This is a genomic window from Streptomyces sp. NPDC000075 (assembly GCF_040301925.1).
GTDB lineage: Bacteria > Actinomycetota > Actinomycetes > Streptomycetales > Streptomycetaceae > Streptomyces > Streptomyces polychromogenes.
Genome location: NZ_JBEPFL010000008.1, coordinates 26,698 through 50,718 on the forward strand (window position 1 = coordinate 26,698; position 24,021 = coordinate 50,718).

25 protein-coding genes and 3 pseudogenes are annotated in these 24,021 nt (G+C 69.9%); 16 read left to right on the plus strand and 12 right to left on the minus strand.

What is annotated here, in order from left to right:
* Positions 1–28: 28 nt before the first annotated feature.
* A pseudogene (locus ABT403_RS12075) lies at positions 29–130 on the minus strand (hypothetical protein); the annotation flags it as partial.
* Between the two features lie 80 nt (positions 131–210).
* Between ABT403_RS12075 and ABT403_RS12080 the strand changes: the two are divergent.
* From ABT403_RS12080 to ABT403_RS12100, 5 genes are all read left to right on the plus strand, one after another.
* On the plus strand, positions 211–354 hold the full coding sequence (locus ABT403_RS12080) for a hypothetical protein (protein WP_344158868.1): 144 nt from the start codon (positions 211–213) through the stop codon (positions 352–354).
* Positions 355–375: 21 nt separating this feature from the next.
* Positions 376–930, plus strand: coding sequence for a hypothetical protein (locus ABT403_RS12085; protein ID WP_344158866.1), 555 nt, complete (start codon positions 376–378; stop codon positions 928–930).
* A 9-nt stretch (positions 931–939) separates the two neighbouring features.
* Positions 940–1,362 (plus strand): hypothetical protein, encoded by a 423-nt coding sequence (locus tag ABT403_RS12090; protein ID WP_344158864.1) that lies wholly within the window; start codon positions 940–942, stop codon positions 1,360–1,362.
* Positions 1,363–1,528: 166 nt separating this feature from the next.
* A complete protein-coding gene (locus ABT403_RS12095; RefSeq protein ID WP_344158862.1) occupies positions 1,529–1,753 on the plus strand; it encodes a hypothetical protein in 225 nt (74 codons plus the stop codon).
* Between the two features lie 215 nt (positions 1,754–1,968).
* Complete coding sequence (locus ABT403_RS12100; RefSeq protein ID WP_344158860.1) at positions 1,969–2,331, plus strand: hypothetical protein; 363 nt, start codon at positions 1,969–1,971, stop codon at positions 2,329–2,331.
* Here the strand turns inward: ABT403_RS12100 and ABT403_RS12105 are convergent.
* From ABT403_RS12105 to ABT403_RS12115, 3 genes are all read right to left on the minus strand, one after another.
* On the minus strand, positions 2,277–3,062 hold the full coding sequence (locus ABT403_RS12105; protein ID WP_344158858.1) for a helix-turn-helix domain-containing protein: 786 nt from the start codon (positions 3,060–3,062) through the stop codon (positions 2,277–2,279). The genes ABT403_RS12100 and ABT403_RS12105 overlap by 55 nt on opposite strands.
* A gap of 10 nt (positions 3,063–3,072) precedes the next feature.
* Positions 3,073–3,348, minus strand: a complete 276-nt coding sequence (locus tag ABT403_RS12110; protein WP_344158856.1) for a hypothetical protein — start codon at positions 3,346–3,348, stop codon at positions 3,073–3,075.
* A gap of 682 nt (positions 3,349–4,030) precedes the next feature.
* Positions 4,031–4,462 carry a hypothetical protein gene (locus ABT403_RS12115; RefSeq protein ID WP_344159014.1) on the minus strand — a complete coding sequence of 144 codons (432 nt, stop codon included), beginning with the start codon at positions 4,460–4,462 and terminating at the stop codon, positions 4,031–4,033.
* On the opposite strand from ABT403_RS12115, the gene ABT403_RS12120 reads away from it, so the two are divergent.
* The 3 genes and pseudogenes from ABT403_RS12120 (at position 4,382) to ABT403_RS12130 (ending at position 6,748) form a co-directional block, all read left to right on the plus strand.
* Positions 4,382–4,906 (plus strand): YrhB domain-containing protein, encoded by a 525-nt coding sequence (locus ABT403_RS12120; RefSeq protein WP_351648871.1) that lies wholly within the window; start codon positions 4,382–4,384, stop codon positions 4,904–4,906. The genes ABT403_RS12115 and ABT403_RS12120 overlap by 81 nt on opposite strands.
* 354 nt (positions 4,907–5,260) lie before the next feature.
* Positions 5,261–5,704 (plus strand): annotated as a pseudogene (locus ABT403_RS12125) (transposase); the annotation flags it as partial.
* Between the two features lie 60 nt (positions 5,705–5,764).
* Positions 5,765–6,748 (plus strand): GNAT family N-acetyltransferase, encoded by a 984-nt coding sequence (locus tag ABT403_RS12130; protein WP_344159004.1) that lies wholly within the window; start codon positions 5,765–5,767, stop codon positions 6,746–6,748.
* 284 nt (positions 6,749–7,032) lie between these two features.
* Here the strand turns inward: ABT403_RS12130 and ABT403_RS12135 are convergent, their stop codons facing one another.
* Complete coding sequence (locus ABT403_RS12135; RefSeq protein ID WP_344158854.1) at positions 7,033–7,545, minus strand: hypothetical protein; 513 nt, start codon at positions 7,543–7,545, stop codon at positions 7,033–7,035.
* Positions 7,546–7,883: 338 nt separating this feature from the next.
* Here ABT403_RS12135 and ABT403_RS12140 point away from each other — a divergent pair.
* A pseudogene (locus ABT403_RS12140) lies at positions 7,884–8,317 on the plus strand (aggregation-promoting factor C-terminal-like domain-containing protein); the annotation flags it as partial.
* A gap of 149 nt (positions 8,318–8,466) precedes the next feature.
* Positions 8,467–9,213 (plus strand): DUF72 domain-containing protein, encoded by a 747-nt coding sequence (locus ABT403_RS12145; RefSeq protein WP_344158851.1) that lies wholly within the window; start codon positions 8,467–8,469, stop codon positions 9,211–9,213.
* A 52-nt stretch (positions 9,214–9,265) separates the two neighbouring features.
* Here ABT403_RS12145 and ABT403_RS12150 read toward each other — a convergent pair whose 3' ends face one another.
* Complete coding sequence (locus tag ABT403_RS12150) at positions 9,266–9,457, minus strand: early set domain-containing protein (protein ID WP_344158850.1); 192 nt, start codon at positions 9,455–9,457, stop codon at positions 9,266–9,268.
* Between the two features lie 1,468 nt (positions 9,458–10,925).
* Between ABT403_RS12150 and ABT403_RS12155 the strand changes: the two genes are divergently transcribed.
* From ABT403_RS12155 to ABT403_RS12165, 3 genes are all read left to right on the plus strand, one after another.
* On the plus strand, positions 10,926–12,164 hold the full coding sequence (locus ABT403_RS12155; protein ID WP_344158848.1) for a chymotrypsin family serine protease: 1,239 nt from the start codon (positions 10,926–10,928) through the stop codon (positions 12,162–12,164).
* A 1,354-nt stretch (positions 12,165–13,518) separates the two neighbouring features.
* Positions 13,519–13,938, plus strand: coding sequence for a hypothetical protein (locus ABT403_RS12160; RefSeq protein ID WP_344158846.1), 420 nt, complete (start codon positions 13,519–13,521; stop codon positions 13,936–13,938).
* A gap of 596 nt (positions 13,939–14,534) precedes the next feature.
* A complete protein-coding gene (locus ABT403_RS12165; protein ID WP_344158844.1) occupies positions 14,535–15,569 on the plus strand; it encodes a hypothetical protein in 1,035 nt (344 codons plus the stop codon).
* Between the two features lie 235 nt (positions 15,570–15,804).
* Here the strand turns inward: ABT403_RS12165 and ABT403_RS12170 are convergent, their stop codons facing one another.
* On the minus strand, positions 15,805–16,392 hold the full coding sequence (locus ABT403_RS12170; protein WP_344158842.1) for an Imm21 family immunity protein: 588 nt from the start codon (positions 16,390–16,392) through the stop codon (positions 15,805–15,807).
* A 413-nt stretch (positions 16,393–16,805) separates the two neighbouring features.
* On the minus strand, positions 16,806–17,321 hold the full coding sequence (locus ABT403_RS12175; RefSeq protein ID WP_344158840.1) for a hypothetical protein: 516 nt from the start codon (positions 17,319–17,321) through the stop codon (positions 16,806–16,808).
* Positions 17,322–17,641: 320 nt separating this feature from the next.
* Between ABT403_RS12175 and ABT403_RS12180 the strand changes: the two genes are divergently transcribed.
* Positions 17,642–19,051 (plus strand): competence protein CoiA family protein, encoded by a 1,410-nt coding sequence (locus ABT403_RS12180; protein WP_344158838.1) that lies wholly within the window; start codon positions 17,642–17,644, stop codon positions 19,049–19,051.
* Positions 19,052–19,156: 105 nt separating this feature from the next.
* Here ABT403_RS12180 and ABT403_RS12185 read toward each other — a convergent pair whose 3' ends face one another.
* Together ABT403_RS12185 and ABT403_RS12190 are read right to left on the minus strand one after the other, a co-directional pair.
* Complete coding sequence (locus tag ABT403_RS12185; protein ID WP_344158836.1) at positions 19,157–19,969, minus strand: class I SAM-dependent methyltransferase; 813 nt, start codon at positions 19,967–19,969, stop codon at positions 19,157–19,159.
* 338 nt (positions 19,970–20,307) lie between these two features.
* A complete protein-coding gene (locus ABT403_RS12190; RefSeq protein ID WP_344158834.1) occupies positions 20,308–20,883 on the minus strand; it encodes an RICIN domain-containing protein in 576 nt (191 codons plus the stop codon).
* A gap of 234 nt (positions 20,884–21,117) precedes the next feature.
* On the opposite strand from ABT403_RS12190, the gene ABT403_RS12195 reads away from it, so the two are divergent.
* Entirely contained in the window at positions 21,118–21,984 is an 867-nt protein-coding gene (locus ABT403_RS12195) for a MurR/RpiR family transcriptional regulator (protein ID WP_344158832.1), read from the plus strand.
* A gap of 15 nt (positions 21,985–21,999) precedes the next feature.
* A complete protein-coding gene (locus ABT403_RS12200; protein ID WP_344158830.1) occupies positions 22,000–22,947 on the plus strand; it encodes an N-acetylglucosamine kinase in 948 nt (315 codons plus the stop codon).
* A gap of 32 nt (positions 22,948–22,979) precedes the next feature.
* Here the strand turns inward: ABT403_RS12200 and ABT403_RS12205 are convergent, their stop codons facing one another.
* Together ABT403_RS12205 and ABT403_RS12210 are read right to left on the minus strand one after the other, a co-directional pair.
* Positions 22,980–23,321 carry a hypothetical protein gene (locus tag ABT403_RS12205; RefSeq protein WP_344158828.1) on the minus strand — a complete coding sequence of 114 codons (342 nt, stop codon included), beginning with the start codon at positions 23,319–23,321 and terminating at the stop codon, positions 22,980–22,982.
* Between the two features lie 212 nt (positions 23,322–23,533).
* Positions 23,534–23,917, minus strand: a complete 384-nt coding sequence (locus tag ABT403_RS12210) for a hypothetical protein (RefSeq protein WP_344158826.1) — start codon at positions 23,915–23,917, stop codon at positions 23,534–23,536.
* Positions 23,918–24,021: the final 104 nt, after the last annotated feature.

A 24,021-nucleotide genomic window follows, 5' to 3' on the forward strand; every position in this document is an offset into this window, starting at 1 on the left:
GGATGCTCTCGTGGCCGCAGATCACCTGCGCGATGTGCGGTGGCAGGCCGCTCATGACAGCGTCGGTGACGAAGATTCGGCGGAAGTCATGCGGCTGGTAGTGCGGCGGCTGCTCGGTGGTGTCGGTCATGCCGGAGGCCAGCAGGGTCTTATCCAGCGCCCCGCGGATAGCGGAGACCGGGCTCGGATGCAGCCGGTTAGCATCCGGGCATGATACGAGCCCAACCACCGAGGCCGGTCGCCGTCGGGGACGTCGTCGCCGTGTACTCCGAAGCACTCGGTGCCTGGACCGCCTCGCAGGTCACCGGCCTCGACGCCGCGGCGAAGTCCGCTGCGGTCCTGGAACTGAACTGATCCGGGCCCGCGCCCGCGACCGTGGCCGATCTGGGCGACGTGCAGCCGCTCCGGCTCACGCACCACAGCTGGGCCGGCAGGCTCTCCCACTGCAACCACGGGTGGCTCCTTCCGAAGAGCTTTACGGTGATCGGCTCCCTGCCCCCGCTGGTGACCGTACCCTCGGACTCCTACTCCCCGGCATGGGGGCGGGGCCAACAGCTGGCCAGGCAGCGGCACTGGGACAGCGGCGACCGTGAGGACTGGACTGCCCCATACGCACTGACCTGCACAGCCGACGAACTGGTCGCCGAATACGCCGGCGCAGCCCCGCGGACGGAAGTCGAACACCTCACCGTCCGCGAGATCACCCGGTCCGACTGCGCCCTCCTCGTCTCCGCCTTCCCGGATCTGACCCGCTTGTCACTGTCGGGGAACCTGGGCACGCTCACCTCGGCGGCAGCGCTGAACAAGCTGCCACGTCTGCAGGGGCTCACGATCAGTGAGCTGTTCGGGATGGACGCACTAGATTGTCTGCTGCCGCGCCATGTCCCCGAGGTGGAGGAGATATCGCTGTACGGCATTCCGGCGGGCTAAGCGGACGTGATGCGCAAGACCTGGCGCCCCCACGTGCGACACGGAGTAGAGCTCGACGTCCGCAGTGCGCGCAAGCCGGAATGGGTCGCTGCGAACACCAACAACCCGCTCCGCGACTGGGACGGCCGCGAACACATACCCCGCACCGGATACCGCAAGGCCGTTGCCCAGTACAAGGACACCCGGGAGGCCTTCCTCGCCGAGGTCACCAGCGGCAAGCAGCAGGGCAACATCTCGGAGGTCGGGCGCGCCTTCGGAGCCGCCTTCAACACATTGGACAGACGCTCACGCTTCATCGAGACCGTGGAGCGTGAGGAGCTGTTCGACGCCCTGGACTTCTTGGTGAACGAAGCACAGACTGCTGTCGGGCGCGACCTCACCGCCGCTCGCGCGGCGCTGATCGACGGCGTGAACTCCATCCGCGACTGGTGATCCCCCCATCCGCGCTGCCGCTCGCCTGCTAGGACTGATGCCGTCCAGATCACCCCGCCTTGACCAGTGCAGAGAAGCCGCCGAACCACCACCCGCTACGAAGTCGGCGCCAGACCCTTCTGCGAGACCTGCCGCGAGGAGCGACGGGCGCAGTACGGGACCTGAGATGGACCAGCACTCCCCCGCCCGCCTGGAGCAGCTGCGGTTCCTCGAACGCGTCCAGCTCCAGGATCTGCGGCGTACCCGGGACTGGATAGCCACCGAGGAGCGGCTGATCGCCGCGCAGGCCCGACCGGCGGCCCGCGCCGCCGCCTCTGGAGTGGCTGATCGAGCACGGGGTCGGCCACCGGCCGGCCCCACCGCCTGGACCTCGGACACCGGCCAGGCATGACCGGTACGGGCCACGGCCAGGGAGGACCGGCCCCGCCAGCACACCGGACCGGTCCCGCCGCACAGGCAGGGGGCGGCCGGCAAGGCACGAGATTCCGGGCCATCACCGCGTAGCCGGGCCCGGGGCTCAATGGAAGCCCGGACAACGACGCGGCATGAACCCCGGCCGCCCGCCCGGTCCCACCCCCATCCCGAAGCCAGGTAAGGACCTCTGCCATGTCAATCACGCCCCGCCGCATCGCCCCTCCCCTGATCGCCACCACCGCCGCCACCGCAGGCATCACCCTCACCACCACAACCGCGAACGCCGCCCCCGCCCACACCACCACCGGCGTCACCAACGACAGCGACAACCCCTTCGTCGACGCCCTCCGCAAATCCGCTCACGAAGATCGAAGGCAGCATCTTCTGAACCCCAACCTCGCACCCCACCCAAGCGGCGACTACGGGCCACTGCGCCACGCCCCGGAGACGGACGACGGCCGTCGTGCCGCGCGTTCCCGATCCCTCCTGCCCGCTGAACATCAGCCCGCGCGCGTGGGCTGCCACTCCATGGCCAAGGTTCGGGACCGGCCCTGAAAGTGGGCGCCGTACATCCGCACCAGCTTCGATCGCGGGACGAAGTTGAGCTTGAGGCCGCTGCCCTCCGCTTGGGACGTCAACGCCTCAAGAGCATCGGTGAACCGGGTACGGTCCGCGGCAACCACCCACGCAGCCCTGACAACATCCTCAGGCTGTTGGACCGCTTCCCGGCTGGAGGTGATCCGCACGAAGGCGTCGGCCCACCGCTCCAGGCGACTGCCGGTGATCCCGCACGCGGTCAGGAAGGCGGCACACTGCTGACGGCTGGCCGGAAGCGCCTGCCGGCCCACGATCCGCGCGGCGGAACTGACCGGCAGCAGGTGCCGGCCCCCCGCGAGCTCCTGAAGCCGACGCAGCGAGGGGGCGCCCGCCCGCTCGTAGAAGTACTCCAGCGCCTCGCTCAGGGCCCCGCGCGTGGTGATCAGCTCAGGTGATCCGGGCCGACGCAGCTCGCGCAGCCGCCCTCGCCCGGTGATCCGGGCGTTCTCCCACAGCGCCCGGACGGCGTCCAGGTCGCCGCCGCAGACGCCGGCGAAGGCTTCCACCGTGTCCCAGGACGGCACACTGCGGCCGGAGGCGGCGCGCTTGAGCGTCGCCGGCGACAGTGACGTCTTCACCGCGAGCTCGTCGTACGTCAGCCGGGCGCTCCGGCGCAGCTCCCGAAGGCGGGAGGCCAACAGGCCGCGGTCGGGGCTTGTGGAATCCACGGGAAGTTCAGGACGTCCCACCGCGACCCCCTTACCGGCCACTCTGCAAGACCGCCCGGGCGGCCGCGGCCACGACACCGCGTCCGCCCGCCGTGAGCGTGAAGACGACCACGACACCGATCCCTGCCGCGCCGGCCAGGAGGCGGAACACTTCCGCCGCCGGCAACCCGTACAGCCGCATCACCGCTGCGAGCACGAGCACCACACAGATCACCGCCGCCTGCGGCATCCCCACACCGGCCGCCGGGACCGGCCGGACGCCCGCTCCCCGCCTGCGCCCCTCGGCGTTTTTGATCTCCTGATCCACCTGAATTCCGTTCCGGTAGCACGGACACCCCGGCTCCCTACGAGTACGGCGGGAGGGCACCTGAATGCCCTCCCGTGATGGTGACTTCGCGTCAAATAGCGCTGTCCCGGAGGCGATTGCCGTCGCCGAAACCGGTAGGCCAAGGATGACAGGGGGCGGCGGTCCGGCCTAAGGACTACCACCACCCCAAGGTCCCTAATAGGGGGAAATGCCCGTTCATTCGTTCACGTGTGTCCACGCTGATAACGGGCCAGGCCACCCCGTCATCCAGCCCCCCGAACAGCGAATATGCACAGATGGAGGCCACCGCCGCATAAACAGCACCCCACGAACGCCCCAGGCACACCCACCCAGCAGGACACGACCAGGCCCGTTCGTCCACAACCGTCCAAACCCCGCTTGCCACCCAGCCAGAACACGGGCACCTTAGGGTGCAGCCCGACCGGGAAACCGGCGGACCCCTGAAATTGCTGGTGACTTCGCAGAACAGGGACACAGCAGCACCGCGTTGCCGCGCGCGTGCCGCACCCGCAGGGCCGACCCAGCAGGTCGGCCCTGCGCCATACCCGCCCCTGCGGGCCCCGCCTGGCCGGGCACGGCCATTCTCAACGTATCCCCGCCAGCCGAGCGCCGGTCAGCCGGCGGCCGCCGCGAACCCGGCAACTCACCAAAGTCGGCAGGGTCAGTACAGCCTGCGGCTCATGGCCTTCCCGGCCCACCGCATGACGTCCTGTGCCCGGCTCTCCCACTTGAACCGGGCGAGCACGTCGGCCAGGGGCCCGCTCAGCTCTACCGCTCCTTCCGGGTCTTCCTTCGCGAGCACGTGCCACGCCGCGTGCGCGTTGCGGATCACCTGTGCCGTCTCCGGGCTGTGGCGGATATTTCGTGATGGATCGGCGCAGACGCGCTCTCGGCCCCTGCAGAGGAGAGGGATCGATGAGGGGAAATCCGCTGGTGGCGAGCTGACGTACTGGGTGATGCTGCCGATGTGATCATCGAGCGGAATGACGCGATACGCGTCGTTGAGGAACACCTGGAGCGTGGCCATCAGGCGTGGGTCGCCGCTGGAGCCGAGCAGTTCCGGCGCAACGTGATCGTCAGCGTGGTCGAGCACGAGCTGGTGTGGAAGGTCTATGTCCAATCCGAGGAGTATGCGCGAACGCCCGATGCAGCCGCGATGCTGGTGGGACACGGTCCGTATCTGGTCGATCGCGTCGACGGCGGGCTCCACTCGATCGGAGTCGTCTCCGAGATCAAGGGGGCATGGGAGGACGACTACCGTGGCCGTATCCGAGGGCTGCCGGTACGCACTCCGGTGGATGATCTCCACGACGAGCTACGGACGGCAGCTGAAGCAGCGGGCGGGCGCATGGCCGCCGTCCGTGCCCTTCGCCGGTCGGTGACCGGACTGTCCCCTGCACATGCCCTCGCCTATGTCACCGGGCTTCTCGCGGGCGAAGTGCCGGCACAGCTCCTGGCTGTTGCTCACCCGGCGCTGGTGAAGCCCGTCGATCGTGTACTGGCCGTACGCGTTTACGGCGTCGATGTCGACTTCTGAGTTGCGACGAGCCGAACCCGCCGACGGCATGCTGCTGGCTTCGGTGGCTTCCGGTCCGGGTGAGCGTCGCCGTATCGCAGGTCAGCGTGCCTGCGAAGTCGGGTTGGCGGCATCCCCACCGGTTCGACGGAGGCGGGGCATCACGGCTGCTGGACGAGGACCAGCGTTCGTAGGAGAGCGAAGGACGCTCGCCCGCACGACCGGCGTTGGATCAGCTTGATACGCGTCGCCTGATCCGCTGGATCGGAAGGCCTCCGCGGCTATGTAGCGCTGCCTGCCGTCACGATGTACGGGTGGCTTCCGGGAACCTCAGGGCAGACCTGGCGATCGAGCGCCGCACCGGCCAGCGAGGTTCACAAAACGGCCAACTGCCTCGACAGCCTACTGAAGTCGGCCCAGCCTGCGGCGAAGAAGGCGCTCCAGGGCATTTACAACGCCGAGGAAAAGGAGCAGGCGACCGCCGGAGGCAAGGCGTTCGCCAAGCAGTACAGGGCAAAATTTCCCAAGGCCGTCAAGAAGATCGTCGACGGCGAGGACGAGCTGCTGAAGTTCTATGACTTCCCCGCCGAGCACTGGATCCACCTGCGGACAACCAGCCCCACCGAGTCGACCTTCGCGTCCGTTCCTCTGCGGACCGAGGTCACCAAGAGGGACGGCTCCCGGGCCGCCGCTTTGGCGCTGGTTTTCAGGCTCGTGGGGTCGGCCCAGGCTCGCTGGCGAGCCGTAAACGCACCCCGCCTCGTCGCCCTCGTCCGAGCAGGGGCCCGCTTCGAACGAGCCCAGATCGTCGAGCGGCCTCAGACGACCGCGGCATGCATAGGGTGGCGGATCTGCCTCGAAGTTCGAGATCATCCGGCCATGCTGGATGGCGCGCAAGGACAGGATCTTCCGGTCGGCTTCGGGTTCCGGCCGTATCGCGGCGGCGAAGACCACGGCCCCATGGCTGCGGTGCGGCTGGGGAGTGCGGAACGGGACCGGGTCGACGCCCATTCGGTTGTGGAAGGGCTCCCGACAGCGGCCGAGATCGCCGAAGCCTCTGCCGAGTTGGAGGAGCCGTCCAAGAACCAGATCCTGGTGGTGCGCGATGGGAGCGTCGTCGGCTATTCGACGATCCGGTGGTGGCAAGAGCGGGACGATACATGGCTCTACCTGCACCGCGGCTACCTCTTGCCTGAGCATCGCCACCAGGGCATCGGCTCAGCCATGCTGGGCTGGGCCGAAGAGCGGATCCACCAGCTCGTCGATGAACACGGCACGGCGCGGAAAGCAGTGATCGGCGCGAACGCCATGGCCTCCGAGCGAGACGCCACGGCGCTTCTGCTCGCAGCCGGCTACCGACGTGTCTTCAGCCTGGCCGAGCTGGAGCTGGGCGATCTGCAGCAGTTGCCCGAGCCAGTCAGCGAACTCCCGGCCGGAATACGGACGGGGCCGATCGGGACCAGCCACTACCGTGCGGCCTGGAGGACGGTCGTCGATTCGTATGCGGACACCGGATTCACCCAGAAATGGTCCTTCCAGGACTTTGTCGACACCGCCGACCCGGCATGCTGGAGGGCTGCCTGGAACGGGCAGGACATGCTCGGCGTGGCCCTCTGCTCCGTCCGCCCTCATGACCACACCGTGGGCGAGGTCGAAGAGCTGAGTGTCCGAACGGACCAGCGACGCCTCGGAATCGGCCGGATCCTGCTGCTGGAAGGGCTGCGAAGCCTTCGCGAGCAGGGGGCGGTGACCGCCAGGCTGTACACGGGCACGGCAAATCCGCACCGGTCCTACGATCTTTACGAGAGCGTGGGGTTCCGGAGACGGAATGAGTACGTCCGTTACCGCAAGCCGCTGGCTTGATCGACAGGTTCGTCGGACCGTCCGATCAGTCCACGGAAATTTGGCGATTCCTCTCGAACGACGGTATCGCGCGGGCATGAGGCGCGGACAGTCACTGCTGTCACCACCGAGCCGTGCACAACGCACGGTCCCGCACCGCCCCGGCCGCGAGCCCGACCGGTGGCGCCCGCGAGGAGGTACGGGCCCGTCCGTCCCCTTCTGTTCTGCTTGGCTGGAGTACCGGACCGTGCCCACCTACGACGACCTCGAATACCTGGGGGCCGCCCGGTCCGTTGTCGGAGTCATCACCAGTCGAGCACTGCGTCCAGGGCGAGCTGCCATATCGATTCGGCGCCGGTACCGAACGCCACGGCGAGTGCGTATCCGACGGACGCGTCGAACCCGTCCGGCTGCCCGTCCTTCCAGTCGGCCGTCACCTTGCCGTCCCCGGTGGAGACGAGGACTCCGAGGGGCGTACCGCTTCGGAAGAACCGACTGCTGTCGTACGAGACGGGTACCAGCCTGTACCGGTACGGCGCGTCGCCATGGCCGACGTCGACCTTGTACGACCTACGCGTCAGGAACCCCTTGCCGGGCCTCAGAGGGACCGGTGCGCCACCCAGCAGCATGAACAGGCAGCCCGTGTCGCGCGTTCCGATCGGCACATGGGGAACGACCGCCGTGCCTTCGGCCCGCCGGAGCTCGACACGAGGAGTCCGCTCGCCGTACACGGAGAGAAACCCGGCCTCGTGGTCGAGTTCGACGGTGACGGTTCCGAACAGCGGGTCGTGGACGCGTACGCGCGAAAACGAGGGCATCGACGGGTCCTTCCTCGGAGCATGCGAGTAGGTCCCCATTGCGCCCCGACCGGCGGACCTTCGGCAGGTCCCGGGAATTCGTGGCTTGACGCCCGAGGGGGGACGAGGCGCGGCGGATTCTGGGGCTTCGGCCCGTCCTCTCCGGGGGTCTGGCGGTGATCCCGCCCCGCAGGACCCACGTCAATACGACCCGAGATAGTAGCCCTGAGGCGTTCCGTACGCCCCGCTTTGCGCCACCCACCCTGGGCGAACGGGGTGCGGGGGTGCAGGGCGGCACGGGTGCTTCACCCGCCGGCGTCCCCTCTCCTTCGCATGGGCGGCTCACGCATGTCTCCGGCATGCCCGCGATCGTCCTTGTCGCCTTCGGAAGGTTCTCCGTGTCCAACGTCGGCGTCCGCCTCATTGCCGCCTCGAAGAAGACCCTCGCGGGCACGGTCCTCACACTGGGTGTCGCCGACTCCCTGATGGCCGCCGCTCCGGCACGGGCGGCCCCGCAGAGCATCAAGGCGATGGCCCAGCAGACGATCAAGGACCCGGCACCGTTCGCGGCCTTCGACGAGATCATCCCGCACGAAAGCGGCGGGGACTACACCGCGACCAACCCCTCCTCCGGCTCGTACGGCGTGGCCCGGGCCCTGCCGGGGTCGAAGATCGGCCTCCGCGGGCGCCGACTGGAGGTCCAACCCGGCCGACCACCCAGATCAAGTGGGGCCTGCACTACATGAACGAGCGCCACGGCAGCTCGGCCGACGCCTGGAACTTCTGGGCCGCACCACGGGTACTGAGCCACCGGTCGCAGCAGCACCAGAAGCAGACGCACGACAACGCCCGGCGGAAACTCTCCCGCCGGGCGTCTTCGCGCGTGCGGGCCCCGGTGCGCCGGCCACGTGTGGACCGGCAGCCCGGGGGCATGCGCACGGTATGGCCGTGATCGTCGGCACCTCCGGATGGCAGTACCGCGACTGGTCGGGCGTGTTCTACCCGCCGGACCGGCCGCAGCGGCTGTGGCTGGAGGAGTACGCACGGCATTTCCGCACGGTGGAGAGCAACAACGCCTTCTACCGCCTGCCGTCGCCCGAGACCTTCGCGCAGTGGCGCGAACGCACTCCGCCCGGCTTCGTGATGGCCGTGAAGGCGAGCCGGTTCCTGACCCACATCAAGCGTCTGCGTGACCCGGCCGAACCGGTCCAGCGGCTCATGACGCACGCAGCCTCCCTCGCGGAGCGGCTCGGCCCGGTCCTGCTGCAACTGCCGCCGACGCTCCGGGGCGACCCGGAGGCGCTCGACCGCTGCCTCGCCTGCTTCCCCGCCGGTGTCCGGGTGGCCGTCGAGCCGCGGCACGCGTCCTGGTGGACGCCGGCGGTGCGGTCCGTACTGGCCGAACGTGGCGCCGCCCTGTGCTGGGCGGATCGGGGATCGAGGCCGGTGACCCCGCTGTGGCGCACCGCCGACTGGGGTTACGTCCGCTTCCACGAGGGGCGTGCCCAACCGTGGCCGCGGTACGGCCGAACCGCCCTGCGCAGCTGGGCGGAACGGATCGCCCACACCTGGTCCCGGGACGCGGACGTCTTCGCCTACTTCAACAACGATCCCGGCGGAGCGGCCGTGGTCGACGCCCGGGCGTTCACCCGGCTGGTGGCCGCCGTGCAGCCGGCGCCTCCCCGTTAAACGTCCCGAGGGGGCGGTCAAAAGCCTTGCCTCATCGGCAGTTCAGGTCGGGTCAGGTGTTGTGCAGGACGTGGTTGGCCCGTCGTGGCGGTCGGCGGGCTTCCTCGAACCGGTGGTCGCTGTCGCCCAGGTAACAGAAGGCGTGGCCGCTCTTGGCCGGCAGGTTCACGGTGACCGTGCGGATGCCGTCCGTGTGGGGAACGAGAAGGTACGCGCCGGGCCTCCAGTCGTTGAAGGCGCCCACGAAGGTGACTTCGGCGCGGTCCTTGCGGGCCGTGCGCTGCAGTATGCGCGCAATCTCAGGGGAGAAGGATCGAAGCGAACGTCACCCTGGGCGGCCCCGGCCCCGATGACCACCGGACGCGCACGGACCTGCGGCTTCATACCTGATGGGGGTCCACCCTGGCCCGGTGCCACGCCGCAGCCGGTCCTCAAGCTGGGCGCGGTGGAGGTCTGCGACCCGTAATGACCTACCTGACGCCGGGCGTGGCGCCCTCTCCGACGGGCGACCGCGAGCCGCCGCGGCGTTCCGGACCACGGAGACCACCGGGAGACCACGGAGACCACCGAGATCGACATCGCGCGCGACTAGTTGAAGGCGGCCCACAGAACGCGCTCGCGCCTGAAAACGCCCGCTCTGCGCCGCTCCAGCAGGCGTCCGGCCGGATCCACGCGACGGCGTCCCTCGGACCAGAACAGCCGGCAGCCGGCAGCCAGCAGCCGCCGCAGTGTTTGCCAAAGTCGGCCGGGGCTGAGGCCGCCGAGGCCGTACGGGTCCCGCGTCCGGGGCCGGGAACGCGACGCCGAGATCACGGCGCGCCGCGCGTACGGCCTGATCTCGGCGTTCACCGAGCTCCAGGTCCCGGGCTGCGGCGGCGGCCGAGGAGGTCACGGTGGGCATCGCCCACTGCGGCTGAGCTGCTGGTCGGCGTGGGACCGCTCGTCCGACCCCCCGTCGCCCAACGGCCGATCCTTCGAGTAAGGGCAATTCCAGAACGTATTGCGAGCCAATGGCCGGTTGGCTGAAATTCGGCATTCCCTGATCGATGGGGCAATGCCAACGGAGACCATTGCCTGCTCCGACACATTCCAAACAAGCCATGATCCCACAGCATGCACTGCACCTAAGAATCGCACTAAAACCGCCACCAACCGGTTGATGCTCGAGCTGCCTGACATAGGCGGCTCCTCGTTACAAAAGAGGTATCACGGCCGGGATGGCATGAAAGCGCAGGTCTCCCGCCCGGACCCCAGCGCTGACCTCGGACGCGGCCAGTGGCCAGCAGTCAGCCGAACCGCCGCCGAAGCGCGCATCCGTAACTGCGGAATCCGCTTCTCAGGCTGCGCAAGCGACAGCGAGGACGCAAAGCGAGACGAACACCAATGAAATCCAGGGCATTGGGCAAGGGGCGGCAAAATATTGACCAGTTCATCACCCGCTGTCAGATCCGCCCCGTTGACAAAAGAATCTCCGGGCAATCAAGCTCGAGCCGCTCCCCACCGGAGCAGAAAATCAACGGTTTGGAAAACTGGGGGGAATTTTGAACAAGCCCAAGAGGCAGGCCGCAGTGATGGCCTGTATAGCCGTGGCCGTGACGGCGGGGCTCGCCTTACCCGTCTCCGCGTCGGCGGCAGCGAACCGCGCGGCCCCTTCGAAGGCGAGCGGTGGCGCAGTGCTCTTCGGCAACTCCGCCGCGGACACAGCAGCCATCATGACGAACCAGCCCAAGCTCGACTCCCTGCGCGACCGGATCCGTGCCGTCGGGTCTTCGTCGGGTGAGGAAGCCGGCATCGGCGGGGTCGTCGTCGATCCGCTGGCGAACTCCATGACGCTGTACTGGCACGGCCAAGTCCCGTCGGCCGTCCAGGAAGAGACCCGGCGCGCAGCCACCGGCCAGGGCATCAAGGTCGACACCCTGCGCGCCGCCTACACCGAGTCGGACCTGAACCGGAAGTCCGTCGCGCTCATGCAGGCCGCGGCAGCCGACCCGGCGCTGCTGGGCGGCCGGCACATCGTGTCGGCAGGTCCCCAGCCCGACGGCAGCGGGCTCCACGTCGGGCTCGACGCCTCGACGGCCGTACCCCGTAACGCAGAGAAGCCGTCCGCACCGGCACCCGCGACCCCGTCGGCCGCGGTCGCGTCCGCGGACGTCATCACCACGATCCGCGGCATCATCGGCGACTATCCCGTCACCATCGAGACTGTCTCGGCCAAGCCCACGACCAACTGGACCGGAAGCTCCTCCATCAACCGCAACATCAACGGCCCGGGCCTGTACAACATGGCAGGCGGCCACATCCACTCGGGCTCCGGCGGCGGGTGCTCAACGGGGTTCGCCGCGAGCGACTCCGCCGGTCACGACGTCGTCCTCACCGCCGCCCACTGCGGCTGGGACAACTGGTACCGCGGCGACAACTCGTCCGTCGGACGCACCACGCAGATCAGTTACACCTACGACGGACAAGCGGTCTCGGGCTATTCCTACGGTGACGTCTGGCTCGGCCCGGACTACTACAACTGGAACGGAGCCGGCCAGTACACGGCCGAGGTCACCGGTACGCAGTCGACCGGAAACGGCGACTGGATGTGCGTGTCCGGTTCCGTGACGGGTTACACCTGCAACATGCAGGTGTACCGGACGGGCACCCACCACACCTACGACGGGCACACCTGGTACAGCCAGAACGACGTCCGCGACAAGAGCCCCAACTTCCGCCAGATCAACGCCAACGGCGACTCCGGCGGGCCCGTGTTCTTCCCGACGACGGGAAGCACGGTCCTCGCGAAGGGGCTCATCTCCGCAGGCCTCGTCGAATCCGGAGTCGGCGGTACGACCACGTGCACCAGCCCGGCGGCGATCGGTGACCGCGTCACGTGCTGGGACATCATGTCGTACACCGACATCGGCGCCATCACCTCCACGCTCGGCGTCACCATCAAGCACTGGTAGCCCGCGCATCCGATACCGAGTTACGCCAACGGAACAACCGTGGGGGCGTCCCCGTCCGATGAACCTCGGAGGGGGACGCCCCCCTCGTCTGGCCGACGGCGGCTGCAGCGCACCGACGGCATGACAGGGTTCGCGGTCCTCCCCAGACGCTGGGTGGCAGAGCGCGCGTTCGCGTGGCTGTTGAACTCCCGCCGCCCGGCCACGGAGTACGAGACGCCGCCGGCCAGCAGCGAGGCGGTGATCCCGTCGTCGGTGGTCAGGCGGATGAACCGGCGTCTGGCCCGGCCGCGAGCCGTCGGCCGACACTGAACCTCCCCGACGCCGCCAGCAGGGGCCACCCGCGTTCCGCCAGACGCCTGGCCTTCGGCCACGCCCCCTGGACCTTCCCCCCCTCGCCGCCCCAAGGCCCAGATCCGCCGCGATCTCCCTGGCTGCGGGGGGGGAGGCGAGGACCACGAGCCGGACGCCGTCCACGACGGGGATGTCCGCCGGTTTGCCTTCGTTCCGGATCCGCTGGCCGTCGGCGCCTACGCCCCCGTCCGGCTCAACGGGCACCTCTGTCTCGCATCCCACCCGGCCTTGGCCTGGCGGAACCTGGGCGAGGAGATCCGGTCGGTACGCATGTCGCCGAGTAGCTCGACTACGGATCTCGCGGCGGCCGACGGCGGGCTCGCCGGGACGAGGACACCGCCTGGGCTCTGGCCGGCGACCTCGCACCCAGATCGAAGAGCCGCACGGTCGACTGCGGGAAGCCGAGACCAGCCTCGAACGCCTGTCGATTACCCGGGAGACCTTCACCGCCCTCGTCGACCGGCTCCCGGCCGCCCGTCCGGACCTGGCCGAGCACCCTGAGTACCCGCGCGTCCTCGCTGCCTTCATCGTCACCGAAGGTGCCGTGACCACGGCGCGCCCCTGCAGAGAGCACGATGGGCGCCCAGTTGGTTTTGTCTCCGTACCCGCCAAATTCCAGACAGTGTGAAGCCCCATAGTCAGAGTTAGTTGTCACCAGTGAGCGCCGACCGGGACTGCGCGGATCCGGAATCCACCCGGTGCACGGCCCCGGAAGAAAGCCGACAAACCTGCGAGTCCCCCGGCGGCAGACCGTCAGCGGGCCCGTCCGCGGGGATCCGGTCCCGGACCTGCAGCGCCCGCCAGGCCGCAAGCCATCGCGTTCCCACTGGGCGCACACGGCACGCAGAACACAGAAACCCGGCACACCACGAACACCACCACGCGACAAGCGCACCTAGATTCATCTGCGGATGAAGACGCCGGTCCCCTGCCCGAACAGGGGGCCGGCGACTCCTCATCACCTGGACAATCGACGACGGCATCATCAAGGGGGAGACAACTCGTGGCTGGAAAGTTCGGCAAAATCGCGGCCGTGGCCGCTGCGGCGACGGCGGTCATGACGCTGGCGGGGACGCCCGCGAGTGCGGCGGACACGGCTTACAACACACGCAGCGTCTGGGTGGACGGCCGACCGACGTGGGATCAGGACCCCGCGTGCACGACCCGGAGCATATACCTGGCCTCCGGTACCTACACGTGGACGCAGATCCTCGACCAGTACCGCTACCCGACCCGCGACCTCTACCTGGCCGCGGGCACGTACACCTGGACGGACTGCCTCAGCCCCCGGGGCGGCTACTACAAGCAGACGTCCAGCCTGTCCAAGCCCGGTTCGGCGACCGCGTACCTCAACGACCCGGCCGAACTGGGACTGACGCAGGGCACCTACACCTTCGGCTCGCTGCTCACCCCGCACTTCTGACCGACCCACCGGGCGTCGCCGGTGATCCGCCCAGGATCACCGGCGACGCCGGCCCACGCCGTCCGGGACCACGGCCACTCCGGCCGACAAGCCCGAACTGCCTGTCCCGATCGCGCCAAGACGTTGCAGTCAACGCAGTTCATCCCATTTCTGATCTCGCTCCAGCCCAGGTATCCGGGGCGACCGAGGGACGACCGGCAACGGCTCCTACTGCGAACTCGCACCACACCACGCTCAACCGGCCTGCCAGGCAGGCACCTCGTACGCCCTGGAGTCGAAGCGACGCAGGGAGGTCGGGCGGGAGGAGTCGTTCGCCCGCGCGGTCGGCGCCAGGCCTCGCACTTGTGGCGGGGCGGTGCTCTCGTTGACCTTCCAAGCGTTCGAGATCGAGTGGCCGACCGCTTGCATCGGCTTGCAGGCTGGCAGCGAGGCGTCGGTCTCCGTATCGGGTCCAAGCTGCCGCTTGATGTCTGGCGACAGAACCGAGGACACGCCCCCGGGACCCGCTAGCTCTGCGTGAAAAGAAGGACCCGCCCCCGGCCCGGCAGCTACGCCCGGCTACCACGACGGCTTTAAACTCGGCGGGGGGTGGTGACGTGGAGAACTGGCGTGTCGATCCGACGTTCGCGATGTGCCGGGCGCTGGCGGACGGGGCGGAGCTGGCCTCCTTCGTCGGCGGACCGTTCGACGTGCGGGCGGTGGTGGCCAGCGTCCGGCCCGAGGTCAAGGACGGGTTCCTGCTCGACGAAGTCCCCTGGGAGCACTTCCCGGAGGGGGACCGTGTCAGGGAGGCCGTTCACCGTCTGTATACCGGTGACTCCCCCGATCTCATCGAACCGGGGGTGGTGACCTGGCACTGCGCCGACGACATGCGGGCCGCTGCCGTACTCGCCGTGCCCTTCCTGATCCGGATCGCCGCCGACGCCGGCCACCCGCGCCGTGCCATCACGCTCGCCGAGGTCTCCGCCCCGGCCCGCGCCCGCTATTTCGGCGTCGCCTCCCGGGAAGGGCTGCTGCTCCACCGCGACACCCGGTCCGCCGGCTACGACCCGTACGACGACTACGGCATCGAGGTGAGCGGCTACCCCGCCGGGTGGTCGGTGGCCCCTGCCCGGGCCGCGATCACCGCAGACGCCACCCTCCTGCGGTCCCTTCTCGACGACCCCGACCCCGACCCCGCGATCCGGATCCGCGCCGCCTATGCCCTCGCCACGGCCGCCGACCCCGACCGCACGGTCCGGGCCGCCCTCGGTGCCCGGCTCACCGCCGAGCAGGATCCGATCGTCCGCGCCGCCCTGGTCCTCGCCACCGCCGAAGTCACCCGTGCCCACCCCCATCCGCCGACCACCGCGTGGATGCGGGAGCGGTGGCGGGACGGGGCACAGGCGCCCGAGGTCCGGCTGGCCGCCGCGATCGGCTGGCTCTGCCTCACCGCCGAGGCCGCCCCCGACGACCTGCGGGCCACGGTCGACGACCTCGCCACCGACGAGCTGTCCCACACCATGGAGGCCCTGCCCTGGATGACCGCCGCCGGCGGATCCGGCGAAACGGGACTCAGAAGCTGCATACGCGAGATGCTCCACCCGGAGCAGGCCGGCCCCACGGACGACCCGTGGGCGCCGCCGCGCTGACCACACCGGTCGGCCTCGTGCGCGTGACCAGGGCGGCCTCGTCGAACCAGTGGCGGCGGGTACGCCTCACGCGACCATGCGGGCATCTGCGGCCTTTCCGGAGAACCTGTCGAGGAGACGTCGGGGCCTCGTGGTGCGGTAGCCGTCTGGTCGGCGCGTCAACTACGTGAGGTGTACGGATGGTTGAGGGGCTGAGACGTGGTGGCTGACCGCACGCGACGGAAGCACTGCCCGTTCAGGATCCGGCGGGCAGGAGCTGGACCAGGCCGACCCGGTTCTCGGCGTCCGCCTCGGTCTGCGTGGCGCGGACCCTCCAGCGGCCGGCGGGCAGCGGAACCGATGCCTCGGCGGGCATCCCCCCGTCGGGGTACTCGGTACCCGAGTCGGAACCGGCTCCGGCGGAGTCCATGAGCACCGCCGGTCCGTCCGAAACCCAGGTGCCACACTCCTCCCACACTGTGGCTGGGTCTACGAGGACGGCCTCTGCCGCGGCGCGCAGTCCGGCCTCGGTCTCGGCGGCGAGCCACCGCAGGAACGCTCGGTGCCGGGGCAGATAGCAGCTGGTCGCCGGCTCGTCCGCCAGCACCAGGGCCTGCGTACCGTTCTCGTCGATGGGGATCACACCGGCCAGCGTGTCCACGGCGCAGGCCCGGTCGTAGTCGTCCGGGGCGGTGGCGTCTGCCGCCATGAGGCCACTCTCCGTGCACCCGCCCCAGGAGGGCAGGGCGGAGACGGGGACGACGATCAGCGGACCGCCCATCGACTCCACCCAGACCGGGGAGGGGCGGGAGGCATCAGCTGCGGTGGAGGAAGAGGTGATCATGTAGTGAGTGTGCCCGCGTACTCGCTCCGTCGGCAGTGCCCAATGAACTACGCCTGAGCACATCGGCAGACCCCACCTCGAAAAGGGCGGCGTGGGCATGGGCGGCCCTCGACTTCGCCTCCGCCCTGGGGGCACTCCTCGTATGGAGAGAGCGGAGGCAGCGTGATGGTGCGCCGGGACAAGCGAGCGTCAACGCCGACCCGCGGGCTAGAGCCGGGGGGTGGCACTGGGCGCGTACTCGGCGTCAAGCCGCTCGGTCCGGGCCGTAGGCCGAAAGGGCCGGTCCGCGAGGTCTGGCCACGGGCTGGCGATAGTCGAAGGCCACTCCTCCTGTGTACCGGCGCGCAGCACATCGGACGTCCGCCGAGGGCCATCAGCGCCGGGGCGCCGTCGCCGGGGTCAAGCGGGTCTGATCACCTGGCAGTTGGCGTTGTGGAGCGCAAGCGCTTGATCGTCCGCAGGATCTCGGTGCGGTTCCTCGCTGCTTTCAGCCAGCTGGGCAGCCGCTCAACGAGACTCATCGGGGCTCCGGGCGCAAGCTCTCCACGCTCACGCAGTTTGGCCCGCACGTAGGCTTCCAGCAGATCGAGATGGCGCAGGTTGTAGGCCCACAGCACGTTTCCGCAGCAGCTTGCCTGCAGCCAGAGCGGTCGCTGGAAGTCGGGGTCGATGGGGCTGCCAACGACGGCAGAGTCGACCTTCTGATCCTTGAAGAAGCCGCACCCTGTGCACCGTAGCCGCCGACGGAAGGGCCGCCGCCCGGCGCCCACCGCGTTGTCGTCTGCGGGGATCTCGGGGTGGGGCGTGATGGTGGCGCACCCGCCACACCTAGGACACCGGACGAGTACCTCGTCAAGGAAGTCATCTCCGTACTTGCTTTCGCGTCGATCTCGAAACCGGTTGCCGGACTCCTCGTCATTCCCACTCACCTGATCAGCCTGCCAGAGCCCGATCTCACTGCGCGGCAGGCGCCGCCTTCCTCGCCGTAGGCGCCGGCGGACTGCTGCCAACGCGGCAGGGAGCCCTTGGGCTGAAACGGGCCACTGGAGCAGGATCATCTTTCCGGAGCAGGCGGAATCCGCAGTGGAGCAAGTAGGCCGATCGGGCCGAGCATCGCACCGGCCATGGAGCGAGAATATCGACTTATCCGTAGGTCGGATCCAAGGAGAAGGTGTGGCTGAATTTCTATCAAGTACGGCTAAAAATAAGCGCAACGGTCATCGGACCTTCTAACCTCTCGGGGCGCGGAATGGCATTTACGGCTATACATCCGGAGGTTGGCCGCCTCGATGTTTCACAGCCTGACCTCGGTGGCGGGCTGGTGTGGTCCGACATCTATCGAGTCCGGCCCCGGCCAGGGTTGACCTGCCCTGAGTGCGGGTGGGGTGTGCACGCCAAGCACACCCCACGGCCCAGACGTGTTCGCATGTTCGCCCACGACGCGGGGCGGCCTCCGGAATGCACGATGGCCGAGGAGTCCTGGGAACACCACATGCTGAAGCTGGAGTTGGCCTCGGCTGCTCGCGCAGCCGGTTGGCACGCCGAACTGGAGGTCCCGGCCCACGACGGCACGTGGCGCGCGGACGTGCTGGCGACGTCCCCGGACGGTGCGCGACGCGTGGCGTGGGAGGCTCAGCTCTCCCCGATCACCGTGGAGGACATCCAGGCGCGAACGGCCCGTTACAGCGCCTACGGCGTCGACGTCTGCTGGGTGTCGCCCCACCCGCGAGCTCCTGTGTGGATGGGTGAGGTCCCGTCCATACGGGTTCGCCCGCCGCTCGATGACGGTCCCGGACCGTGGGTCGTGGACGACGGGCTCGCCGGCTTCGACGCGGCCGCCGGCCGGTGGGAGTTCCGAGCGGAGCCGCTCCCCCGTTTCGTCATATGGGTCCTTCGCGGCTCCCTCACCTCTCACCGGGCCTTGCCCCGATACCGCCGGGTGTCACGGATGGACGACGGCGAGTACCAGCCCTACGTCCGCGACCTGTGGTGGACCTCCCACGCCTCGGCCCACGCGGAGGTGGAGTACGAGCGGCTGAGGCCTCAGCGGGAGGCCGCGGCGCGGGCCCGCGAGGCCGAGCGGCGGAAGCGGGCAGCTGAAGCCGCCCGCAAGAGGGATGAGCAAGCGGCCAAATACCGTCTCCTCAAGGCGGAGGCGGCCGCGCGGGCGCGGAGGGAGCGTGACGCGCAGGCGGAGCGTGACCGGGTGGTACGGCGAGAGGCGGCTCAACGGCGACGTGCCGAGGAGGAGCAGCGGCGCATCCGCGATGAGGCCGAGCTGGCGCGCCGGGTGGCGTTGGAGCGGGACGCGCCCGGGATCGCGGCCGCATGGTGGGCCCGTCTCTCACCGCCGCAGGTTGAGGAGCTCTTCGCCGCTGTCCGCGAGGAGGCCGAGGAGGACGGCGTAGCGCTGAGCAACCCCGGTGCCCGTGCCGGTGTGCCGGCGTTCGCGTACGGTGTGCCCGTTCACGGTGGTGGACTGTACGGCGTCGTTCGTCCGTGCCCCGCCCTCACGGTCCTTTCGCCGCAGCTGGCGTTCCAGCGGATCTTCGTCCGCAACGCCGATGAGGCGCAGGAGCTGATCGACAGCGGGCTTCCCCCGTGGAGGATCAGGGACCTGGAGCTCCCCGGATCCGGGTCCGGGTCCGGGGCCCGGTAGCCCGGCGTGGTCAGCCTCCGGTGGCGGTGCCGGGGTGCGGGCGGCGGCTGCGGGGAGGGTGGGCGTGCGCGGCGTCCTGAAGGGCGCTGGGCACGTACTACGGGCTCATTCTCGGGCGAAGGCCAGCATGTGGGCGGAGGAGTCCGTCAGGGCCGGGTAGGGCTCAGCGACTCGGGCTGCGGCCAGCGCCGCTTCGTACATGGGGGTGCCGATCAGGTCGATGCCCGCGTACTTCGTGATCGCCTTGACGGCGACCCAGCCCGGCCCTTCGACCCCGTAGACCGTGTGCTCGTGGAAGCCGGCCTCCGTCAGTTCCTGGCGCAGCTCGGCGGAGGTCGGGAAGTAGGCGTGGGTGAAGCCGCGGGCGCCGGAGTAGCGCCCTTCGTCGAGGGTGGTGCGGACACCGTCCTGGATGGCGGGCTCGGCGATGCCGGTCGTCGCCAGGTAGTCGAGGAGGGGGCTGTAGCGGCTGATCACGGCGGCCGTGAGGAGACCTCCGGGCCTCAGCACGCGTCGGGCCTCGCGCAGCGCGACGAGCCGGTCGGACTGTTCGTGCAGGTGGTAGAGCGGGCCCAGGAGCAGGACGACGTCGAAGGAGTCGTCGGCGGCGGTGAGGGCACGGGCGTCGCCGAGTTCGGTGGTGACGCCAGGGATTTCGGCGGCCTGGGCGATGTGTTTGGGGACGGGGTCGACGAGGTGCACGGTGTGGCCGTCGCCGGTGAGCCAGTGGGCATGGGCGCCGGGGCCGCCTCCGACATCGAGGATCCTTGCCGGCGCGGGCGCCAGGTGGCGGCGTAACAGCTCCCGAGTGCGCTCCAGTTCGAGCATGCCGGTGGCCGTGGCGTGCAGGCGGCCGGCCTCATCGGACTCGTCGTAGAAGGCCAGGATCTCCGGACGCACTGGCTGGAAGCGGGACATCGGGACCCCTTCGTCGGTGGGATGGCGAGCAGGCTAGGCCAGGCCACGGAGTGATCGCCTCCCGTTTTCCGCTGTGTCCCTCCCCTCACCACAGAGCCAGGTCGCCGGGGCGGCCAGCCGCACTCGGCAGTTCGAGGTCTCCGACAGAGACGGTGAGCACGACCATCACGTGCGGGTCCATTGCGAGAGCTGAGATACGGACTCGCACCCGACCTGGAGGCCTCACCGTGCTGCCGCCGGCCGAGGCCAGCAGCAGCTCGGTGCGGTCTCGGCGGACGATGTGCTGGAGTTCTGGCCCTGCTGCTCGGTCAGCCTGCGGACCCGGGCCGGTCGCAGCACTAGGCGGTCTGCCACCAGTGGTCGTCGCCGTAGCTGGTGGTGCAGGTGTAGACGCCTACGCGAAGGTCGTTCGTGCCGTCGGCCAGGCCCGCGACGTCCAGGCACACCGGGGCGCCCGCGTTGTACGACTTGGCGTTGACCAGCAGGAAGGCATAGCCGGAGGAGTCCCATAGCCGGTACCACAGCTGGTTGTCCGCGGTGGTGTTCTGGCAGGGGTAGAAGCCGACCAGCGAGTTGCCGGGAACGCCGGTGCCGGGGAGGTCCAGGCACAGGCCGGGGTTCTTGGTGTTCTGGATCAGGTAGCCGTCGACGCCGTCCGCGAGGTTCCACATCTGGTTGTCGCCCGGGCCCCGGATGCAGTCGTGCTGCTGCACGATGCTCCCCATGTTCGGGGCGCCGGTGTCGGGGACGTCCAGGCACTTGTGCGTGGTGTAGTTGAACAGGAGGGTGTTGGACACCGCGTCCGCTCGGGCCTGCGAGGGGCCCGCGGTCAGCAGGTTGAGGGCGAGCGCGGACAGGGTCGCGGCGATCGCGGCCGCGGCCCGTAAGCGGTTGCGACGGGTGGGCTGGTGCATGTGGTTCCTCTCCAGGGTCAGGAGCGGCGGGACCGCCCGGGGCGGGGGGCACCGTGCCACGATTCGGTTGCCGAGGTTCCGTCAAGCAGATACGGCGATCCTGGGCGGCGGGGAGTGTCCGCACCGCTCGGGATGGAGAATTATTCGCTGCCCGGGGATGAAGGTGGGGGACGCGTGAGGAACAGTCAAGATTGCTTGACAGATTCATGGCAGGTTGGCGGAGAATAGTTCTCCATGGACCAGATCGTTGACCGAATCCGTGCCGTGAAGAGCGAGCTGCCCGAGGCGCAGCGGGCCCTCGCCTCCTTCATCCTCGCCGATCCCGCCGCCGCGGCCGCTCGGACGATCCTCGAACTGTCCGAGGCCGTCGGGGTGTCCACCGGGAGCATCACCCGGCTGAGCCGCGCCCTGGGCCTGGCCGGCTACTCACAGCTGCGCCTCGCGCTCGCCGCGGACCAGGGCGCCCGCGACGCCCGGGGCACGTGGCGGGACGACATCGGTGCCGACATCGGCGAACGCGACTCACTCGAACAGGTGGCCGCGGCGGTGGCGGGTACGGTCGCCGGCGTCGTCACCCGCACCGTCGAGGGCCTCGACCTGGCCGTGGCGGAGGAGGCCGCCCGGCGCATCGCCGACGCGGGCCGGGTCGAGCTGTTCGGTGTCGGGGGCAGCGCCACCATGGCCGTCGAGTTCCAGCAGCGGCTGTACCGGATCGGTCTGCCGGTCTGGTCCTGGAGCGATACGCACGTGGCCCTCACGGGCGCCGCCCTCCTGGGGCGCGGCGACGTGGCCCTCGTGCTGTCGCACAGCGGTGGTACGCGCGAGGCGCGCGAGGTGCTGGCGGAGGCGGCTTCCCGGGGCGCCACCACCATCGCCGTGACCAACGACCCCGCGTCTCCGTGCACCGAGCACGCCGAACTCGTCCTGCTCACCTGTGTTCGCTCCGCCGGCCTCAGAGCCGAGGCGGTGCTGGCCCGGCACGCGCAGATGACCGTCCTCGACATGCTGTACATCGCTGTGGCGCAGCGCACCTACGCCCGTACCACCGAGGCCATGGCGGCCACGGAGCAGGCGGTCCGGCCGTACCGGACCCAGGGCTGAGCGGGGGGGGACGGGATGAGCCTGGTGCTGGGAATCGACGGTGGCGGCTCACGTCTGCGGGTGGCGGTCGCGGAGGCGGGCGGCGGTCCACCGCTGGCCACGGCGTCGGCCGGGGCCGGCAACGCCCGGTCGGTACCGGAGGGCTTGTTGGAGGAACGGCTGGCGGATGCCGTCGGGCGCGTACTGCCCGAGGGGCGGGCGGCGGAGGTGCGCTGCGTCGTCGCGGGGTTCGCGGGGGCGGGAGTGCCGGGGCGGGGGGAGGACGCCGGGCAGGGCCTGGCCGTCCGGGCGCTCGGTGCGGCGCTGGCCCGGCTGGGTGTGACCGGGGCCCGGGTCCAGGTCGTCGCGGACATCGAGGTCGCCTTCGCCGGCGCCCCCGGCGCCCCGCCGAACGGCCTCGCGGTGATCGCCGGCACCGGCGCCGCCGCGGGCCGTCTGCGCGGCCGTCGCCTGGCCGCCACCGCGGACGGCTGCGGCTGGCTCACCGGCGACGACGGCAGCGGTTTCTGGATCGCCCGCGAGGGCGTACGCCGCGCCCTGCGCGCCGCGGACGGGCGCGGGCCGAAGACCCTGCTCGTCAGCCGGCTGGCCGATGCCTTCCAGGCGCCCGCCCTGGACCCGTCGTCCGTGCGCTACGCGCTCATCGACGGGGCCCTCACCCCCGCCGACCCTGTCCGGCTGGCCCGCTGGTGCCCGTTGGTCGTGCGCGCCGCGGCCGACGGCGACGCCGTGGCGGCCGGCATCCTCGACGAGGCCGCCGACCTCCTCGCCGAGAGCACTGCGGCACTGGGGCCGCGGCGCGGCGAGCCGCTGGTGACGGTGGGAGGGCTGCTGGGGCCGGACGGGCCGCTGCTGGACCGCTTCGCGGCCCGTGTCCGCGCCTGGGGGTTGGTTCCGTACCCGGTCAGCGACGGACTGCGGGGGGCGGTTGCCTGGGCCCGGTCGGCTGTGTCCGACGTCTGAGCGGGGCGGGTCGGGTCGGGGCCGGTCGGTGTTCAAGGGGCGCCGCGTGGGGCGCGGGAGCCGATCGCCGGACCCGGTGCCCCACGGTCGTGGGTCAGCGGGTGTCGTGGTGGTCCTGGTGCGAGTGAGTCGCGGGGTACGTCGGCCATGTGGGCGGCCGCGCGCATTGTCCGGCCCCGGGTGCTGACCAGCAGGACCGTCTTCCGCTCGGAGCCGGTGCGGTCCTGGGCGGTGGTCACCAGCCAGCTGTTCGCCGCCGCGTCGGCGGTGGGTGGTTCAAGGGCGGCGGGCCGGTCGAACAGGACCAGGGCGTTCGGGACGCGCTCGCCCCCTCGGTCAGCAGGCCCCCACCCCACGCGGGCGTCCGCGCTCACCAGAACCGGTGTGCGCCGGCTGCCACGACCAGTGGGAGCCCCGCTTCCCGGGCGAGCTCGCGGTATTTGCCGACTTTCCGGTCGACCCCCGCGCGCCAGCACACGAACCGGGCGGAGACGGCACCAGCCCGGCCACTCGGCGGGGCAAGGACCGTGCCCGCCCCGGGTGGCCTCATGGCCTGACCTGTACGGTCCGCACCCCGCCCCAGCCATCATCGGATGACGCAGATGTCCGGCAGCGGTGCGTCCCCCTCACCTTCCGCCGTGAGGACTTCTCGCGCCAGCCGCCGGGCACGATCCCAACCCGCATCGGTGGACAGTGCCTCCCTTGTCCACCGATCCACCCCCGCAGCCTTGCCCATCTCGCTGAAGACCTCGTCGATCATCTGCAAACGAGGCAGCACCGCGGGATTGAGCTGCCTGTCCTCGACCAGTTGCCCAGCCAGCCGGAAGGCGTCATCGAAACCGGCGGCGATCTCGTCCGGCGGCACGTCGTCCTTCTCCAGCCAGGCCACCTGAGCCGTCGCGGTTGCCGCGACCACGACGACCGCCTCGATCAGCATGCGACGACGCGCGGAAGGACCGGGAATGTTCACCAGGTCATCGTGACACTGCTCCCCTTGGGCCGACCGGCCACCCCGTCATCCCACGGAGCACGTTCGCCCGTACTTCCTTGAGTACGGCGTGAGTGGCTGGACTG